The sequence below is a fragment of the Rubripirellula tenax genome (genome assembly GCF_007860125.1).
In the GTDB taxonomy this organism is placed as follows: domain Bacteria; phylum Planctomycetota; class Planctomycetia; order Pirellulales; family Pirellulaceae; genus Rubripirellula; species Rubripirellula tenax.
In genome coordinates this window covers 897820-916998 of sequence record NZ_SJPW01000001.1, presented here as the reverse complement: position 1 = coordinate 916998, position 19179 = coordinate 897820, and the positions used below count along the sequence as shown (strand labels likewise).

The following is a 19179-nucleotide window of genomic DNA, read 5'->3' as shown; positions in this document are numbered from 1 at the left end:
ACTTCAAACTTCCGATCTCTCCATGACAACTTACGCCACCCTGAACCCACGCCAACGCCTACTGATGGGACCGGGGCCCAGCACCGTACCCGATCGCATCTTGCGTGCGATTGGCTCCCCAACGCTAGGCCACCTTGACCCACAGTACATCCAATACATGGATGAAACGTGTCAAATGATGCGTGACGTTTTCGTAACCAAGAACCAATTGACGTTCCCCGTCTCTGGGACGGGAATGGCGGGCATGGAAGCGATTCTGGTCAACTTGATCGAACCCGGTGACGAAGTCATCGTGTGTATCAACGGCGTTTTCGGTGGCCGCATGAAAGACAACATGCAACGATGTGGCGCGACCGTGCACGTCGTCGAAGTACCTTGGGGGCAAACGTTTACGGATGAAGCGATCGCCGAAGCCGTTTCGAAGCATCCCAAAGCAACGATGCTTGGCATCGTACATGCCGAAACATCCACCGGCGCACTGCAACCGATCCAAGGCATTTCCAAGATCGTTCACGATGCGGGAATGCTGTTGGCCGTCGATGCCGTCACGTCGCTGGGTGGACACGAGTTGAAGGTGGATGACTGGAACATCGACGCCATCTATTCCGGAACGCAAAAATGCCTGTCGTGCCCACCAGGACTATCGCCGGTTTCGTTCTCGCCGGCCGCGATCGAAAAGATGGAAGCTCGCAAGACGCCCTCGCAAAGTTGGTATCTCGACGTTTCAATGCTGAAGAATTATTACACGGGCGGTGGTGCCAGTTCCGGTGCACGAGCCTATCACCACACCGCGCCGATCAACATGGTGTACGCCTTGCGCGAAGCCCTTCAAATCGTGCTCGAAGAAGGCCTTGAAAAACGCATCGCCCGCCACCGAACCGTCCACTTGGACCTTCGCAAGGGCTTGGAAGAGCTCGGATTGACGTACATTCCCGAAAACTCACTGTCGACGCTGAATTGTGTTGCCACGCCCGAGGGAATCAACGAAGCAGCCATTCGAACGCGATTGCTGAACGAATACGACATCGAAATCGGCGGCGGGCTTGGCGTTTTCGCAGGCAAAGCATGGCGAATCGGCTTGATGGGATACGGCGCGACGCACCGCAACGTGGTCACGCTGTTATCGGCGCTTAAGGAATGCATGAGTTCGACGTGAGCAGCACCGCGAGCGACCACCGATTGGCCGGATTGAGAAAGCTGTTTCCGGTGCAACGTTTCGTCAACGATAAAGCGTCCCGGTCTGCGTTCGAATCCGATGGATTGACCGCGTTCCGTGCCAAGCCGCTGGCGGTGGTCATTCCCGAAACGGCAGATGAAGTCATCGCAGCCGTTCGCTGGTGTTTCGACAACGACGTGCCCTTCGTCGCACGGGGTTCGGGCACCAGTTTATCGGGCGGTTCGCTACCCGTGGCCGACGGGATTGTGATCGCACTCAACCGCATGAATCGAATCCTGAAGCTGGATCCCGAATCGCGAACAGCAGTCGTCGAACCGGGCGTGGTTAACTTGAAAGTCTCGCAAGCCGCCGCGCCGCACGGGCTTTATTTTTCCCCGGATCCGTCAAGTCAATCGGTTTGCACGATTGGCGGGAATGTCGCATTCAATTCGGGTGGCGCTCATTGTTTGAAATACGGGATGACGTCCAATCACGTCTTGGGCATTAAAGCGGTAACGGCCACCGGCGAGGTCGTCACGATAGGCAGCACCAGCACCGAGTCCGTCGGACCGGACTACACGGGATTGTTTTGCGGCAACGAAGGACTGTTTGGGATTGCGATCGAGATCACGTTGCGACTGCTGCCCAAGCCAGAAGTGTTCCACACCGTTCTGGTTGGTTACGACTCGCTTCGTGCTGCCGGCGATGCCGTCTCGGCCGTGATCGATTCCGGATTGTTGCCGGGAGCGATGGAAATCATGGACGCGCTTTCGATCGAGGCAGCCGAGGCGGCTGTGAAGTGCGATTACCCTCGCGGTGCTGCGGCGGTGTTGATCGTCGAACTGGAAGGCCCAAGAGAAAAGATCGCGTTCGAGCGAGAACAGTTGAGCCGTGTCATCGCCGCAACGAAGCCGGTCGTAGAGATGGTTGCAAAAGACGACGAAGAACGGATGCGAATTTGGAAGGGCCGCAAAAGCGTCTTTTCCGCCGTCGGTCGACTCAGTCCCGATTTTTTGGTTCAAGACGGGGTCGTACCTCGCAAACGACTGGGCGAGGCATTGGTCGCGATCGAAAAACTTTCACGTGATAGCGGCATCCGGATCGCCAATGTTTTTCACGCCGGCGATGGCAACCTGCACCCGTTGATCCTGTTCGACGGAAACGTCGACGGAATGCTGCACCGGGCCGAAGCCGTCGCGGCCGAGTTGTCGCGGTTGTGCATCGCCATGGGCGGATCGATCACGGGCGAACATGGCGTGGGGATGGAGAAACGAGACTTCTTGCCGCACATGTTTGACGAGAACACAGTGGACATGTTCGATCGATTGCGACGCGCCTTCGACCCCAAGATGATCGCAAACCCCGGCAAGATGTTTCCCGGTACCGAGGCGCCCGCGTTGGCGATGACGGGGCTGCATCCGCTGGAAAAAGCAGGAGTGATTCAGCGTGAATGAGCCTCTGTTGAAACCAACCTGCGAAAGTGATCTGGTCGATGCGATTGCCTCATGCGAGCACGTCGTGGCAATCGGCAACCGAACTAAGCCGGCAATGTCCCCAGGCTCCGGTGTTACCCTCGTATCACTATCTGCAATGACCGGGATCATCGAGTACGAGCCCTCTGAATTCACGTTTACCGCAAGGTCCGGAACGCGAATCGACGAAGTTCGCGACGTCTTATCGGAACGAAATCAGTACTTGCCGTTCGATCCGATGCTGGTCGATGCCGGCGCGACGCTTGGCGGCACGGTCGCGTCAGGATTGTCGGGTCCGGGTCGATTTCGATTCGGCGGTGTCCGTGACTTCATCATCGGATGCGTCTTCGTCTCGGGTGACGGCAAAGTCATTCGATCTGGTGGCAAAGTTGTGAAGAACGCCGCGGGTTTCGATATCCCGAAGTTGATGGTCGGCAGCCTCGGACGGCTTGGCGTGATGACCGAATTGACGTTCAAGGTCTTCCCGAAGCCGCTATCGACGCTCACGTTGTCGGTGGCTTGTGAGTCCTACACCCAGTTGATCGATCGCATCCAACAAGCCGCCTCCAGCCGCTGGGAACTGGATGCCATCGATGCGCGACCGAATGAGCTGAAGGTGTTGTTGCGAATCGCCGGGCCCCAGGAGGCGAATCAAGCGATTGCGTCTGAGATCACAAGCCGATGGACGGGCGACGTTTCCGAATTGGAATCGTGCGAAGCATTCTGGCATTCCGTAACCGAATTGACGTTCGCGCCCCATCGATCTCATGTGGTGAAAGTGCCAACTGCATCGACGGTATTTTCGAGTCTTGACCATCATGTCAGCGCGGCCGGAAACGTCACCTGGATCGCGACCGACGACGTGACGGACCTTGACGCAAAACTGACAAAGTTGGGCGTGCCCGGGTTGGTAGTGCGTGGCGAATGGAGTGCATCGATCGTTGGAAAAATTCACACGTCCCACATGTCACGAAACATCAAGACGGCGATGGAACCTCATGGCCGGTTCCCCGGTTGAGCCAGCGTAAAACCATGTTAGCGGACGCGTTGAAGTGCCAAAACGATCTCGGTTTCAAGAGACGTGCAAACCAACCGCGAACTAGACACCGGCAACTTCGGCGGCTTTGTAAACCACTTGGGCTCGCTTGAATCCGATCCGTTCGTACAAACGTATCGCGGCGGTGTTGTCGGTCGTCACTTCCAGGTGCATTCGCGTCAATCCGGCCTCGCGAAATCCTTCGGCCGCGCGAGCCATCAAGATCGTGCCCAGCCCGCGACCGCGGTGGAGTGTATCGATTCCGATATTCTGGATCGCGCCCCAGCCTTCGATCTCTAACCCTTGAATCGTACCGACGGGATTCCAGTGTCCGGTCGCCGGATCGCGATGGCGGCACAGCCAAGTCGCGCCGGGCACGAAACCGTCTCGTGACGAGATCTCTCGCATCAAACGCATGCAGCCGTCGCGACGCCCCAGACAGGGGAACACATTGGCGTCCAGTTCTTGGCGAAAACTTTGATACTTCGCCGTCGCGTGTTCTCGCATGATTCCGGAACTGAACGGGATCAAGGCATAGCCGGCTGGAACGGTCGCATCGGCGAAACGCCAATCCAACAGATCGTATTCCATTCGAAATCGCTTGAAGTACGTCAGTCCCATGTCGATCCCCAAACCGCAGGCCAAGCCACCGAAACCCAAGTTTACCACACGCTAGCGAGTTGATCGAAATTGCTAGCGGCACGCAACTTGCATCAAAACCTCTCTAGTTTTTGGCTAGCCAAACAATTATATTTGAGTACTCGTAAACACGCCTTTCTGAGAGTCTTTTCAAGTGAAAAACGCGAAAACGCCCGTTTCATCCTCCGACCGCCGCTTCGTGACTGCCATTTTGGTGTCATTAGCGATGCTATGGGCTGCCCTTTTATCGGGCGGTTGTGGCAACTCAAATGCGACATCGACGGGCAACGGCGGCGACGCTCGGAAGGTGATTGTCACGACGACGGGAATGGTCGGTGACATGGTTTCAACTTTGATGGGACCGGATGCGCGTGTTGAAACGATCATGGGACCCGGCGTGGATCCTCACCTGTACTCGCCATCGCGGTCGGTGTCCGTCCAACTGCGCGGCGCCGACATTGTCGTTTACAACGGTCTGCATCTTGAAGGTCGCTTGGGCGAAGTCCTGGAAAGCCGTAGTGGCGACGAGGGCACGACGATTGCCATCGGCGAATGGTTGCCCCACGATCGATTGCTCGACGCTGACGCCGGCGTTCACGACCCGCACATTTGGATGGACGTAACGCTGTGGAGCGAAGCGGTCGAGCAAGTCGCCCAGCGGCTGATCGCATTGATGCCCGAGCACGCCGAAGCCATCCGCGAAAGAGCGACCGCCTACCGCGCCGAACTCGCGCAGCTGGATCGGTTCGGTGCCGCGGCGATCGAAAGCATTCCATCGTCGCAGCGGATCCTGGTGACGGCACACGACGCGTTTCGCTACTTTGGCAAGCGATACGGAATCGAAGTTCACGGGGTCCAAGGCGTTTCAACGATCAGCGATGCCGCAATTCGCGACGTCAACCGATTGGTCGACTTGATCACAACGCGAAAGGTTCCCGCCGTGTTCTTTGAATCGAGTGTTTCGCCCCGACAAGTCAAGGCGATCGTCGAAGGCGCCCGCAGTCGCGGCCAAACGGTCAGCAGCGACTGGGAACTGCTTAGCGATTCGATGGGCGCCACGGGAAGCCCGACAGGCAACTACATCGGAATGATGCGACACAATTTTTCGACGATCGCAACTGCGCTCGGCGGATCGGTCCCGACAGACGACACATTACAATCCGTTGAATCGGAGTCGAACGATTGATCGAATCGAATGCAGCACCGCCGACCGTGTGTCCGCTTCGCGCGATCGATGTCACGATCGCCTATCGCAGCCAGCCTGTCTTGGAACGCGTCAGCTTTTCAACGCCGCCGGGCACGTTGACGGCAATCGTTGGTCCCAACGGCGCGGGAAAGAGCACGCTTATCAAGGCTTCGCTTGGCTTGATCGAGCCTGCGGAAGGAAAGTTTGAGTTCTTTGGAAAAACGTTCGGCGAAGTGGCTGGTCGCGTCAGCTACGTGCCGCAGCGGACGACCGTCGACTGGGACTTTCCGGTCACCGCATTGGACGTGGTTTGCATGGGACTTTACCGCAAGATCGGTTGGCTACGGCCGGTGCGATCGAAGCATCGCGAGCAGGCCATCGAAGCGCTGCGAAGCGTCGGAATGCAGGATCTTCGCAAACGTCAGATCAGCCAACTCTCGGGCGGCCAGCAACAGCGAGTCTTCTTGGCTCGGTCGCTGGTTCAAGGTGCCGAACTGTTTTTGATGGACGAACCGCTGGCCGGTGTCGACGCGTCGACCGAGCGAACGATCATCGATGTCCTTCACCGACTTCGCGACGCGGGGCAAACCGCGATGGTTGTCCACCATGATCTCGACACGGTCGCGGATTACTTTGACCGAGTGCTACTTCTGAATCGACGCATCATTGCCGAGGGTCCAACCAAAGAAGTCATGCGACCGCGTCTATTGAAAGAAGCCTACGGCGGTAAACTGCTGATATTCGACAACAAAGACGAATAGTTCGGACGAAGTGCTAAGCCGCCAACTTGGTGGGCCGACGAAACCATTGTCTTCCGGCCGAGCGATTGAATCGGTCGGAAACTTGAACGGGCTGGTTTTCCCAGACGCAGTTCGTGTTTCCCCAACACAAGTTCGTTGCCGTTTCGATATCGGCCCAGCGTGCGATCACACGGAATGCTTCGGCGAGCGAGACCGACGTGCCATCGTCGCGGCCCAATTCCGTACCGATGAAGTGACACCGACCTTCGCGAATCATCGATCGACAAAATCGGATGCGTCGCGGATTCGATTCATCTAGCAGACTCTTGGCCGAGAATTGAATGAGGGCGCCTGCCGACGCGAGTCGTTTCCACTCGGTCGGTCGATGCACCAATGCATCACAACGTTCAGGCGCGACCAAGATCGTTCTCAAGTGCATCTTTCGAATGGTCTCGACAACCGATGCAATGGGCAGCGACGTACCCGGGTGAATTCGCAGCATCACGTAGTGCCGATTCAAACCACCCATCACGGTTGCCGCCCGTACGATCTGATTGAACAAGTCACTGCCGAGCGAAAACTCGACGGCTGCCTTAACTTCGAGTTCGACACGATGCCGAATCAAGAGAGCGTTGAACAATCCCAGACGACGAACGACGGTGTCCATCGTTCCAAAGTTTGTTACCGCAACAGCGCGTCGGATGCCGTCTTCGGCTGCGAGTTCGGCGAATCGCAGACTCTTGGGCCAGTGGACGTTCCCGTCCGCCGAGCATCGGAAGATACCGCTGTTGATGTCAGCCATCTCACAGACGGCGACGTCATGATTCCAAAACAATCCCATTCTGGCGACTCCTGGCGTGACCGAGCGACGGCGAAATTGCATGTCGCATCGGAAGGGTGCATTGCAATGTCCGGGCCAAAAGTCTGTACCATCCCATCCACTCGCCCAGATCGAGCCGGCAACGCGATATCCATGCCGTCGCTGGAGTTCTTTGGGCGAATCCCGCCCCCTCGGTGGCAATTCGGATTTTTTCCAAGTCTTCATGAACGGGTGCCGGCTAGCTACAATGAAGCTTGTGCCCCGATGACATTGCTTCCAATTGCAAGTTCACAAGGCATCCCCGCCTCATTCGACAGCAATCGCTTTCCCCGCGTTTCAAGCCGCTGTTCATGCCTGTTCGTTCTCATTGCGTCGCTATTCGCCCTTCACCATCATGGGCGTCCCTGCAGATCGTTTCGATGCTGATCGTCGCTTTCGTCGGTCCGCGAGTCGTCGCGGACGACGGTGTCGATTTCTTTGAGTCCAAGGTTCGTCCCTTACTGGTCGATCACTGTTACGAATGCCACAGCGCCGAAACGGGTGAATCGGCGGGGCAGTTCTTGATTGATTCGGCGGTCGGAATGCGAATCGGCGGCCTTCACGGTGCTGCGTTGGTGCCCGGCGATGCGGAGAACAGTTTGCTGATCAAGGTCGTGGCGTACGACAATCCCGAAATGCAAATGCCGCCCGCGGGCAAGCTTAGCGACGACGCCATCGAAATACTGCGGCATTGGATCGCAAGCGGAGCCGCTGATCCTCGCCAGGCAACGTCGACCGTAGCTGCGACGTCGCCGATGGATCGTGATCCGAAAACCCACTGGGCGTTTGTCGCTCCGGTGCATCCCGATGCACCTCGCGGAGCTATCGATGGAGCTTCGAGTGATCGCGATGTCCTCGATGCGTGGGCCAGGCGATCGGCTAAGTCCGCAGGCGTCGATGTGATCCGGCAAGCCGACGATAGTGACTTGGTTCGGCGTTTGCATTTTGATCTGACGGGGTTGCCACCCACCGCCCAGCAGATCACCGAATACCAACAATCCGAGCGGCCCGATCGATACATGCGTTTGGTCGACGAACTGTTGGCCAGTCCCGCGTTCGCCGAGCGATTGGGGCGGCTATGGTTGGATGTGGCTCGCTATGCCGATACCGTCGGATACGACTTTGGCGGTAAAGAACGCCGCATCAAAGGCAGCGAGCGCTATCGCGATTGGGTGATCGCCGCAGTGGCAAGCGATATGCCTTACGATCGCATGATAGAACACCAATTGGCCGGCGACCGAACGGATCCCAACAACGCCGATGGGAACCTTGATGCGATGGGATTCTTGACGCTCGGTCGAAAATTCATCAACGGCCTCGACGTCACCGATGACCGCATCGACGTGATCACTCGCGGGCTGCTCGGTTTGACCGTCACGTGCGCTCGTTGCCACGATCACAAATTCGACCCGATTCCGACGACCGACTACTATTCGCTGTTCGGTGTCTTGGCCAGCAGCCGGCAACCCGACGATGGTGCTAGCCCGTTGATGATGACCGACAAAGCGAAAGTTGGGGACCAACCGGTTCTGATTCGCGGTCAAGCCGGAAACAACGGGCCGCTGGCACCTCGCCAGTTCCTGACCTCATTGCAGAAACCAAACGAGCCGCGTTTCACCGATGGCAGTGGTCGATGGGAATTGGCCCAGCGAATCGTTGCACGCGATAACCCGTTGACCGCTCGTGTGATGGTCAACCGATTGTGGGGACATTTGATCGGCAAGCCGCTGGTGGATTCGCCAAGCGACTTTGGCTTTCGAACGCAACGACCCGCTGTCCCCGAAGTACTGGACGAGCTTGCCTCCGATTTCGTCGAGCACTTCAGCATCAAGCGAACCGTTCGCCGCATCGTGTCCACGCGGATCTATCGTCAATCATCGGCAACCGATGCCCCGACCATCGCCGCCGATCCCGACAATCGCTGGCTCGCGAGAGGCAACCGACGGCGACTCGATTTCGAGTCACTGCGGGACTCGCTGCTATACGTTGCCGGATCGTTGGACGCACGCCTCGGCGGCCCGCCGCTTGAGATCACGTTGCCGACGCCCACTCCCCGTCGAACGATCTACGCGATGATCGATCGACAAAACTTGCCGGCGTTGTTTCGGACGTTTGACTTCGCCAGCCCCGATACCCATTCGCCGCAGCGTTACTTCACGACCGTCCCCCAACAAGCCCTGTTTCTGATGAACAGCCCGCAAGTGCTGGACTTGGCGCGCCAAACTGCATCTGCGGCGAATGTCGGAATCGACAACGCATCCATGAACGAACGAATCGAATCGTTGTTTCGACGCGTGCTGCGTAGGTCTCCGTCGGATTACGAAACGACGATGGCGATCGAGTTTCTGAAGACACCCGCATCACCGTTGGGACCTTCGATGGATCCGCGATCGATGTGGAGCTACGGCGTCGCACGTGTCGATGGCGATCAATCCGTCACCGAGTTTCAGCCGTTCACCCATTTCACCGGTGACCGTTGGCAAACTTCACCGACGTTCCCAGATACATCGCCAAGCGGGTACGCTTTTTTGGATCGCGAAAACGGCCATTCGCCGCGACCGTCGGACCTGGCCGTGGTAAGGCGGTTGACGTCGCCTGTGGATGCGATTGTGAAGGTTCGCGGACAAGTCGGTCATCGCGACAACGACAATGGCGACGGAATCCAGGTCGGGATCTGGATCGGCGGAAAACGCAAGTTCTTCGCGACCGAAAAGGGGAACCAACGTCCGGTGGGACCGATCACCGGGCGCGTCAAAGCGGGTCAGACGATCGATTTGGCGGTCAGCCCTGGCCCGAGCGATACGTCGGATTCGTTCTTTTTGCGAATGACGGTTCAATTGAGCGGCGTTAGTGGAGAGATCCTGGAAACCAACACGGCACGAGACTTCATGGGGCCGCAATCGGTAACCGGCGATCAGCCGCTCAACCGATGGGCCCAGTTGGCTCATGTGTTGATGATGAGCAACGAATTCGCGTTTGTGGATTGACCCGATTATGCATCCAAGTGAATCCCTTTTTCCGCAGCCAACAACACGTCGCGAGATGCTGCGCGATTGCGGTGTGGGTTTCGGTTCGTTGGCACTTTTCGATTTGGTCGGTCGCGAAGCATCGGCCGCGGATTCTGCGTCGACCTTGGCCATCGGGGCAGTGCCCATTCACTATCCCACCAAAGCCAAGCACGTCATCCACTTGTTCATGAATGGCGGCCCCAGCCAAGTGGACACATTCGATCCGAAGCCGGAGCTAGCCAGATTGAATGGTAAATCGGCTCCGATGGAAAACTTGAAGACCGAACGTCCGACGGGCGCGGTGCTGGCTTCGCCGTACAAGTTTCAAAACTATGGCGAGTGCGGGTTGCCGGTCAGCGAGTTGTTCTCGCACACGGCACAGCACATGGACGATATCTGCGTCATTCGCAGCATGCATGCCGACGTACCCAATCACGAACCGTCACTGATGTTGATGAACACGGGCGAATCAAGATTGGTGCGTCCCAGTATGGGGTCGTGGCTGACGTACGGTTTGGGAAGCGAGAACGAGAACTTGCCGGCGTTCGTTGCAATGTGCCCGGGCGGTTATCCGATCAAAGAATCCCAGAATTGGCAGAACGGTTTTCTGCCGGGGAAGTACCAAGCGACCTACGTCGATACCGCGGGCGAACGCGTCGAGCAGTTGATCGATCACATCCAAAGTCGTGGCGTCGCGCCGCACGATCAACGCGAACAATTGGATCTGTTGGCCCGCTTGAACCGGGCTCACGCGGCGCACCGCGGTGCCGACGCCAAGTTGGAGTCGCGCATTGAATCATTCGAGCTGGCCTATCGAATGCAAAGCGAAGCCGCCGATGCGTTTGACGTATCGCGAGAAACCGCCCAGACGCGTTTGTTGTACGGCGGAGGCGCGTTTGCAAGGCAAGCATTGATCGCCCGCCGATTGGTGGAACGCGGCGTTCGGTTCGTACAACTCTACACCGGCGCCGGCCAACCGTGGGACGACCACGACGACCTTGAAGTCCGTCATCGCAAGAATGCCGAAACGGTCGACCGGGCAATCGGCGCGTTGCTGACCGATTTGAAACGCATCGGGATTCTGGACGAGACGTTGGTGATGTGGGGTGGCGAATTCGGGCGGACTCCGGTCGTCGAGATGCCCAAAGAGGGATCCAACCAAGGCAAAATGAACGGTCGCGATCACAACCACTATGGGTTCACATGCTGGCTTGCCGGTGGTGGCGTCAAAGGAGGCCAAGCGGTCGGCGCGACCGACGAACTTGGATTCAAGGCGGTCGAGAATCGCGTCCATGTTCACGACCTGCACGCGACGGTGCTGCGATTGATGGGCTACGACCACAAACGATTGACGTATCCCTACGCCGGCCGCGATTTTCGATTGACCGACGTCCACGGCCGTGTCGTGGACGAAGTCTTGGCTTAGCTCGATTTGCGACGGTTTGCTTGGTCGGATTGTTCTGCAAACTGATCCACGATTCGATTCGCAACGCCGACGACGTCGAAGGATTCGTCGACCTCGATTCGGCGAATTTCACTGAACGATCGGTACCATGATTCTTGACGCTTTGCCAATTGACGCGTGTGCGTTGCCACATAGGTGATCGTTTCTTCGATGCGAGTGCCTCGCTTCAAATGGTCGATGACTTCACGGTACCCTACGGCCTGCGCCGCGGTCCGGGAAAGTTCGTCGTGTCGGTCGAGCAGTCCTTGCACCTCGGCGACCAGCCCGCCACAGAACATCGCTTCGACACGGGCGGCAATGCGCTCGTGTAGCATCTTCCGCGGCCATCCGAGCGCGACCACTCGGCACTTGGATGCTGCGATGGGGCGGTCGAATTGGATTTGCCGATGGCTGATCGGTTGTCCAGTCGACCGTGCCACCTCAAGCGCACGGATCATTCTTCGTGCGTCGTTCTTGCCGATTCGGTGGGCCGCCAATGGATCGACTTGCTGCAAACGGTCGCGTAGCGCATCGACGCCATGAGCTTGCAAGTCGGCTTCGACCGCTTCACGAAATTCCCAGTCCGCAGGCGGTCCCGGATCGAAGCCACGAAGAACCCCCTTCAAGAACATCGGCGTCCCGCCGACAAAGATCGGAGTTCGACCGCGACTGCGGACATCCGCGACTGCCGCATGCGCGGCCCGCAAATATCGAACGACGCTGAACTCCTCGGTCGGCTCGACCAAGTCGATCAAATGATGCGGCACCGCACTCTGTTCCGCCGCCGTTGGTTTCGCCGTGCCGATATCCATGCCGCGGTAAACAGCAATCGAATCAAGAGACAGTATTTCGCCGTTGACCAGCCGAGCCAGTTCGATACCAAGTGCACTTTTTCCAGACGCCGTCGGGCCCGCCAACACGATGGCTTGGGCGGCGAGCGATTCGAAACAGTGTGCGGGCATGTCGATGGGGCTTCATCCAAAATACAAACGTCGTCACCTTCGTTCGACCGACGCGTTCGACAATTTTAGATGCTTGGCAAGTCCTGTCGACCCGACCACCGCGTGACCAGCCATCCGTGCCGGCGACCAACGACAACACTGAACGCCAACATTGCTGCCGCGACGACGACGATGATCGCCCCGGTACTCAACTTTGGCACAATCGCACTGGCCAGCGATCCCAGCCCAGCCGAGATCGCCCCGATTGCGGCCGAGATCCAAATGTTGGGGCGGATCGAATCCGACCAGTACCGCGCCGCACTTGCCGGAATGATCAGTAGCGCAACGATCAGCAGCAGACCCACCGATTGCATGCCGGCGACGCAAACGGCGACCACCAGCGACATCAATAACAGGTCCAACAAACGAACGGGATATCCAAGAACGGTAGCCAGCCCTTCGTCGAAACACATCAACGTCCATTCTTTCAACAGCATCATGGCCGTCACGATGGTCACGATCGCGATGGAACCAAGCAGCATCACGTCGGCTTGGCGGATCGACGCGGCTTGTCCGAAAATGAATCCGGGCAACCCGGCTTGGCTGCCCGTCGGCGACGCTTGGACGATGGGCATGATAACGACACCCGCGCCAAAGAACGTGCTCAGCACGATCGCAAGCACCGCGTCTTCGGGCAAGCGTGCGACACGGCGCAGCCAAAGTACCGAGAGCATTCCCAGTCCGCTGCTGATCGCGCCGCCCAACAACATCACGGGCAGACTCTTGCCCGCGCCGGGCGCGACCATCGAATACACCAAGAACGCGATCGCCACACCGGGCAACGCGGCGTGCCCGATCACATCACCGGCAAGCGCACGTCCGCGAAGCAACAGGAACGTTCCCGTGATCCCCGCGGCGACACCAAGCAACATCGTTCCCGCCAGTACGACGAGAGTGTTGTAGGCAAAGACGGTATCGAAAAGTGACATGCGTGACGCGGCGATGCGGACGTTGGCGATAGATTGCCGAAGCTACTTGGATTCTTCGTCGGCTTTGATTTTCTTGAACTCTTCTAGCATTGGCGTCAACCGTCGCTTTTGACGAACGTCGGCGGCCTCCACTGCTTTTTCCATCGTGGCGATCGCTGCATCGCCCTTGCCGTCCGCCATATGCAGCATCGCGATCGTGCTGAGGTAAGTCGCTTGTGCTTCCTTGGCGACATCTTTCGATTCGCCCTCGAGCGCCTTCACGGCTTCACTAGCCAAGGGTCCGATATTTCGACCGTCTTGGGCGACGCCAATGATCGCATAAGAGAATCGGATCAGACCGCCGAGGTCACCTTTCATTTCACCAATCTGCTCGCGATAGAACGCAAGTGTTTCATCATCCAACTTGTCCGACGACAACTTCAAGCTGTGGCGAATAGAACCCCAATGATCTTTCATCATCTCATTGGCCGCCGATTCGATTTGCGTTTCGGTAAACTTGATCGCTTCGTCGAACTTTCCTTCGCTAGCAAGTTCGTCAACCTTCACCATGTTTTCTTGCAGCTCTTCTTGTGCCTTCAGCTCTAGCTTGAACGCTTCGCGGTCCCATGAATCCTTGACCACGGCTTCGAGTGGTTCGTCCATGTTTCCGGGGTGTCCGATCCACTCGATCAAACCAGTCTTGCCGACGATGAACGCGGTTGGAATGCCTTGTTGATCGGACGCTTCCATGTAGTCTTCATAGACCGATCGATCTGGGTCTGTGGTCAACGAATAAGCCGACGTGACTTCAGCGAAAGTCTTTCCAGAATCGGGATGTTCTTTGCCGAGTAGATCTTTGACTTCGTCAATGGTTTCATCCGAGATGCTGACGATGCGAACGCCCTGGTCGCGGTATTCGTTTTGCAATTCGGCCAAGTGCGGCATGCTGCCGATACACGGGCCGCACCAGGTGGCCCAAAACTCGATGACGTAGATTTTGCCTTCATCGAACGTCGTCACCTTGGCGGCTTCTTTCTTGCCGACTTCCAACCAATGCTCGACATCGATTGCGGGCGCCTTCGAGCCAATCCCCAGATCTTTCGCGTCAGCGTTGTTCGATGAAATCGCAGTCCAAGAAACGGCAGCGACCAACATTGCAGAAAGGAGCGTTCGATTTTTCATAGTGAGGAAGTTGACTCATGTCGTGTGGAAGGTGTGAAGCCGCACTGTGAAAGATGCTGAGCGTCACATTGAAATGGGCGTTGAAAGCAGACTCAGTCGCCTCGACAAGGGGTAGTTTACGCGGATAGTAGCATTCTCGCCCAGATAGATCTGCGCAAAGTTGCCTTGGATATGTCCCTTTGGAAGTGAATTCCGACTCTATCGTTGAATGTCCGTTGGGCGTTTGTGTCCAACGGGAAGATCGAACCACCCGCTGGGGACCAGGGAAACCAAGTTCATAGGGGCGAAACTATTTCACCTTGTCCTTGGACCGCGCGATCGCCTCGACGCACCAAGACGCGTTTGTGCCGAAAACGGTCCCACATCGAACCAAAATCGGCTTGGGGGGCTGCGTTGTTTGGCGATGCCTGTGGCGAGTCGATTAGCGAGGCGATCAAGTATTCCCTTTCGAGCGCTGCGGTAAAACGTCCGTCCGCCAACGTCGGCATTTCGTTGACCAACAGGCTGCCCCGTCGCATCCCAATGGCCGCATCGGTGGACAGGCGTCCCGCCACCACGATCGTTCCGGCAATCATGCTCGCCGCCGCGAAACGCCCCACGTCCCCCGCGACCCAGATCTCGCCGCGACGCATTCGATGGCCGAGGTGGTCGCCTGCATTCCCGGTGACCGTGATCCGTCCCCCCAACATCCCCACGCGTTTCCCGTCCGCCGCAGCGCCCAAATGGTCACCTGCGTTGCCATCCACCCAAATCTCGCCGGCCGACAAATGCGCGCCGATATGGTGAAAGTCTGTGAAGTCACCACGCAAAACGATCCGCTTTGTATTCGAGTCGCGATCGTCCAATGACACTTCGAAGTGGTCGTCAATCGCGCCGTCGCCCAACGGCAAAGATCGAATCGAATCAATCGATCGTCCCGCCAGCAAATCCATGTGGATGTGTGAAAAATCCACCGCCGAAGTCGGCGAATTCCTCTTTCGCGTCATCGTCCAAACGGTCATTGCATCACCTTGGCTAAGTGAAAATGATGCTTGCCCAGTTTGCCGCCGTAGTTGCCGGCCGTGACTCGCAACAGTCCTTTGTCTGCGGCCGCTTCACAGGCCGCCGTGATGCCGACCTTCATCGAGTTCGCGATCGCGTCAAACGACAAACCGTCGATTACGATTTCCAACGCCGCCGTTTCGCCGTCGCGAAGCAGCGAGTCCGTCGCCGTTCGAAGCGTCGGGCAAAACGCATCATTCGTCGAAGCAAACAGGGCAGGATATTTCGATCCGACCTTGGAACCGCTTCGTGCCGCGCCGCCGGGAAACGGAGTGATGACGTCGGGCAAACCAGACATCGCCGCGACGGCCGCGCGACAGGCAATCGAAACACCCTCGACCGAATCACCGAGCAGCAAAAAGTTTCCGCCACCGATTCCGTCGACGCGTCCGACATCGTGTTCACACACGAACTCGCCGTCCATCACGGGGACTCGCCAAAACCTTCGCCCCTTCGCGTACCCAGCGGCGGGTGTGACTTTGCTGATCTGGTGGCCGTCACCAAAGTAACGAATCATCTTGCCCAACGGGATCCGTTTCGGGTGCAACGACTTGTCACCCAAGATGCCGGCATAGATGGCGGACGTGGGACACGTCAAAACGCATTGGCCGGCTCGGCGGGGAATCTGTTTTTCCATTTCGGCACCCGAAACGGCGAATGCCAAGATTGCGAATCCCGGGCGACCGTCGGGAGTCTCGTCAGGCGACAACTCTCGTTCAATCGCGGTTTCAATGCCGCACGCAATCACGCTGGTCCCGAATCCCGTCATCGCGGTCGCCCCGTCCAGGGCCCATTGCCGGTCATGTCCGGTGATGATGACGCGTGTCGCCTTCATGTCGAACGCTTCGGCGAATTCCGATTCGATCGGAATTCCGTTGACTAGCATCGTTGTTTCGCTCATTGGATACGAGCTTTCGTCAAAGTCGTCACCGGCGACGATCCGATCACGTTTTCCATTTCGTCATCACTGATCCACAGTCGCCGCATATCCATCGTTGAAGTCGCGTGATAGCGATCGGCGAATACGTCCGCATCGTCGCGTTGGCAATCCAGATTGGCCTTCAACGTCGTCGAGCGCGTTGACGAGGCTGCTGCACCAGCACCTCGAACGATCTGGCCACTGCGAATGACAAACTTTGGCGTTGAAAACATCCGTTCGATGTTCTTGTCTTGCTGATAGACGACGACGTCGGCGATCGAGCCCACTGATAAATTTCCGCGGTCGGAGAGCCCCAAGATCGCAGCCGGCGCCGAACGGGTCATCGTTGCAATATCGGGCAAGCTGTATTCCCGCGTGATTCCCTTCAATTCACTCGACGCGGCTGCATCAGCGTTGATTTCGGCCAGCGCCGTCTCGCGTAGGCTTCGATCCGACAACAGAGCGATCAAGTGCGGGTACGTCGATAATGGTGCACCGTTGGGGTGATCCGTGGTCAGGAAAACGCGTGACGGATCCTCAATCATCAAAAACAGTTCCAATCCGATGGCCCACTGCAGCGAATGGACAAATTGTCGACGACGGTATCGGAACGGAACGACGCCACAACCGGCTTCGCATTCGACATCGACGAGGACTGACTTCTTCGGATCGGCGAACCGAAAATTCTCGTGTTGGTGCATCGAATCGGCACTGATCGTGACCGTTTGGCCGAACATGACTTGGCCGACGTCGATGGTGACGTTGGGATGCGTTTGCATGGCTTCGACCAACTGGGCCGCGGCCGACGACATTTTGTAAGGACCATCGGCTGCGTAGCAATGAAATTGCGCGTGCGTCAAATGGATCGGCAATCCGTCGGCGGCGCGGATTGTTGCGAGCGTCGATTCGATATTGCCCGGCACACCCAAGTTGCTGCAGTGAACATGAAGCGGGTGCGCCAAACCGATCTCGTGAACGGCGCGGCAAAGCGTCCGAATCACGTCGCCCGGAGTGATGTCGTACTTGGGGTGACGCGAATCGACGTCGAAAGTCCGCACGTTGAACTTGAACGCGTTGATTCCGCCCGGGTTGACGACTTTGACCGCGATCGACTGAGTCGCCGCCACCATCCAGGCGACGTAGTCATTGATCAGCGGTTGCGGCAAACCATCGGCGATCATCGACAACAACACGTCGTCGTTACCGAGCAAGCAGTAGCCGCCAGTGTCGACGCCCACGACGTCCGCCATTTCCGCGTGCGCCGAACGGGCGTTACAGGGGATCACGGCCGGCTCGAAGCACGTCGTGTAACCCATGTCTAGGTAACGCCGGGCCGTCACGTCCGCCGCGGGCAGGTACTCGCATTCGGCTGCGAGCGAATTGGCTGCAGCGGCGTGAGAAGCAATTTCGTCGGACAGCAACATCCGCGCGATCGAAACCTTGCCGCCACCGATGTGAGTATGCAGGTCGATCGCGCCCGCCATCACAACGCATCCCGATGCATCGATGATTCGTTCATCGCAGTGTTTCGAATTTGGAATCGAAATTGGATCGGGCGCACGATCGATCTCGACGATGCGATCACCGTCGATCAACAGATCGGCAACTCCGTCGATTCCCGTAGCCGGATCAATCAAACGGCCGAATCGGATTCTTGTTCGCATTGCAGGCGTCTTACTCAGCCGCCGCTTCGGTAACGTCCGCGTTATCAGCGGCAGCTTCCGCATCCGTTCGCCGGGTCGTCGTACGGCGAGTTTTCCGAACGGGCTTGATGTCCGTCGGCTCGCCATAGACGCGATCGGTCGTGATCACGATCCGTTCGGCTTTGACTTTGGTTTCGTCGGGTGGTTGATAGAAACCCGAAACGCTGACAATGTCGCCTTCTTGGGCTAGCGACAAATTATTGAATCGGACTTCCAACTTCGCGTCGGGTGCAACGGGAGCACGCACGGGGACTTTACCGGCTTGAACCATGATTCCCGTCCCATCCATCCCAAGCAAACCGCCGACCACGTTGACTTCGGCAACCGGCGGCGCCGGTTCATTGCGACCTCGGCGATCGCCATAGATACCCGGGATGAAGCTTTCACGAGCGTGTCCCGACAGGTTCCCGTTGACTGGTTGGAACAATTCGATTTTGGTGATCGGCTTGGTCGCTTCGCCGGCTTGAGTAAATTCGCCGCGGAATCGGACCATCATGCCGCGTTGCAGGAACGCCGGTTTAGCTTCGGCGACAAACACGAGCGCATCGGGCGAATCCGGGGGCTGTACCATCACTTCGGTGTCATCATCACGGACGACGATGACCACGCCACGCTGAAACGACTTCAGCTTGCCCTTGAACTCGGTGACCATATTCGAACCGACATCGGCAACCCCGTCTTGGGCGACCGCGCCGCTACTGGACAAGTTGGCGATCACCATCGCCGCAACGGCAGCGACAACGAATCGATGGAAGAAACGTGACATCATTGGGAACCTCGTTGAGGGCGTTTCGCCCGTAGTTTTTACGTCCAGTCGGTCGACGATCGGGCTCTTGTCCGAATCGCCATTGTACGTCGATCGGCACCCATTGTCGCCCTCCCGAT

The 19179-nt window shown here is 57.7% G+C and carries 16 protein-coding genes; 7 read left to right on the top strand and 9 right to left on the bottom strand.

Annotated elements, in window-relative coordinates; genetic code table 11:
* The first annotated feature begins 22 nt into the window (after nt 1–22).
* Genes Poly51_RS03385 through Poly51_RS03375 form a run of 3 tightly spaced genes read left to right on the top strand, consistent with a single transcriptional unit; the run spans nt 23 to nt 3646 of the window.
* Nucleotides 23–1156 (top strand): pyridoxal-phosphate-dependent aminotransferase family protein, encoded by a 1134-nt coding sequence (locus tag Poly51_RS03385; protein ID WP_146454215.1) that lies wholly within the window; start codon nt 23–25, stop codon nt 1154–1156.
* On the top strand, nt 1153–2610 hold the full coding sequence (locus tag Poly51_RS03380; protein WP_246114232.1) for an FAD-binding oxidoreductase: 1458 nt from the start codon (nt 1153–1155) through the stop codon (nt 2608–2610). Before Poly51_RS03385 ends, Poly51_RS03380 begins: the two co-directional genes overlap by 4 nt.
* A complete protein-coding gene (locus Poly51_RS03375) occupies nt 2603–3646 on the top strand; it encodes an FAD-binding protein (protein WP_146454211.1) in 1044 nt (347 codons plus the stop codon). Before Poly51_RS03380 ends, Poly51_RS03375 begins: the two co-directional genes overlap by 8 nt.
* An 81-nt stretch (nt 3647–3727) precedes the next feature.
* Here the strand turns inward: Poly51_RS03375 and Poly51_RS03370 are convergent, their stop codons facing one another.
* Entirely contained in the window at nt 3728–4285 is a 558-nt protein-coding gene (locus tag Poly51_RS03370) for a GNAT family N-acetyltransferase (RefSeq protein WP_146455159.1), read from the bottom strand.
* Between the two features lie 172 nt (nt 4286–4457).
* On the opposite strand from Poly51_RS03370, the gene Poly51_RS03365 reads away from it, so the two are divergent.
* Together Poly51_RS03365 and Poly51_RS03360 are read left to right on the top strand one after the other, a co-directional pair.
* A complete protein-coding gene (locus tag Poly51_RS03365; protein ID WP_146454209.1) occupies nt 4458–5489 on the top strand; it encodes a metal ABC transporter solute-binding protein, Zn/Mn family in 1032 nt (343 codons plus the stop codon).
* Nucleotides 5486–6250 (top strand): metal ABC transporter ATP-binding protein, encoded by a 765-nt coding sequence (locus Poly51_RS03360; protein WP_315853652.1) that lies wholly within the window; start codon nt 5486–5488, stop codon nt 6248–6250. The genes Poly51_RS03365 and Poly51_RS03360 overlap by 4 nt, the downstream gene beginning before the upstream one ends.
* A 13-nt stretch (nt 6251–6263) precedes the next feature.
* On the opposite strand, the gene Poly51_RS03355 is transcribed toward Poly51_RS03360, so the two are convergent.
* Nucleotides 6264–7070: a CpsB/CapC family capsule biosynthesis tyrosine phosphatase gene (locus tag Poly51_RS03355; protein WP_146454207.1), complete on the bottom strand. Its 807-nt coding sequence runs from the start codon at nt 7068–7070 to the stop codon at nt 6264–6266.
* 329 nt (nt 7071–7399) lie between these two features.
* On the opposite strand from Poly51_RS03355, the gene Poly51_RS03350 reads away from it, so the two are divergent.
* Together Poly51_RS03350 and Poly51_RS03345 are read left to right on the top strand one after the other, a co-directional pair.
* Nucleotides 7400–10075, top strand: coding sequence for a PSD1 and planctomycete cytochrome C domain-containing protein (locus Poly51_RS03350; RefSeq protein ID WP_246114231.1), 2676 nt, complete (start codon nt 7400–7402; stop codon nt 10073–10075).
* A 7-nt stretch (nt 10076–10082) separates the two neighbouring features.
* A complete protein-coding gene (locus Poly51_RS03345; RefSeq protein ID WP_146454205.1) occupies nt 10083–11522 on the top strand; it encodes a DUF1501 domain-containing protein in 1440 nt (479 codons plus the stop codon).
* Here Poly51_RS03345 and miaA read toward each other — a convergent pair.
* The 7 genes from miaA to Poly51_RS03310 form a co-directional block, all read right to left on the bottom strand.
* A complete protein-coding gene (miaA, locus tag Poly51_RS03340; protein ID WP_146454202.1) occupies nt 11519–12502 on the bottom strand; it encodes a tRNA (adenosine(37)-N6)-dimethylallyltransferase MiaA in 984 nt (327 codons plus the stop codon). The two genes, Poly51_RS03345 and miaA, sit on opposite strands and share 4 nt — an antisense overlap.
* Before the next feature lie 65 nt (nt 12503–12567).
* Complete coding sequence (locus tag Poly51_RS03335) at nt 12568–13470, bottom strand: metal ABC transporter permease (RefSeq protein ID WP_146454200.1); 903 nt, start codon at nt 13468–13470, stop codon at nt 12568–12570.
* A 42-nt stretch (nt 13471–13512) separates the two neighbouring features.
* A complete protein-coding gene (locus Poly51_RS03330; protein WP_146454198.1) occupies nt 13513–14631 on the bottom strand; it encodes a TlpA disulfide reductase family protein in 1119 nt (372 codons plus the stop codon).
* Nucleotides 14632–14906: 275 nt separating this feature from the next.
* Nucleotides 14907–15632 (bottom strand): GltB/FmdC/FwdC-like GXGXG domain-containing protein, encoded by a 726-nt coding sequence (locus Poly51_RS03325; RefSeq protein ID WP_146454196.1) that lies wholly within the window; start codon nt 15630–15632, stop codon nt 14907–14909.
* Nucleotides 15629–16573, bottom strand: coding sequence for a formylmethanofuran--tetrahydromethanopterin N-formyltransferase (fhcD, locus tag Poly51_RS03320; protein ID WP_246114230.1), 945 nt, complete (start codon nt 16571–16573; stop codon nt 15629–15631). The genes Poly51_RS03325 and fhcD overlap by 4 nt, the downstream gene beginning before the upstream one ends.
* Nucleotides 16570–18255, bottom strand: coding sequence for a formylmethanofuran dehydrogenase subunit A (locus Poly51_RS03315; protein WP_146454194.1), 1686 nt, complete (start codon nt 18253–18255; stop codon nt 16570–16572). The genes fhcD and Poly51_RS03315 overlap by 4 nt, the downstream gene beginning before the upstream one ends.
* A gap of 10 nt (nt 18256–18265) precedes the next feature.
* Nucleotides 18266–19060: a hypothetical protein gene (locus Poly51_RS03310; RefSeq protein WP_146454192.1), complete on the bottom strand. Its 795-nt coding sequence runs from the start codon at nt 19058–19060 to the stop codon at nt 18266–18268.
* Nucleotides 19061–19179 lie beyond the last annotated feature (119 nt).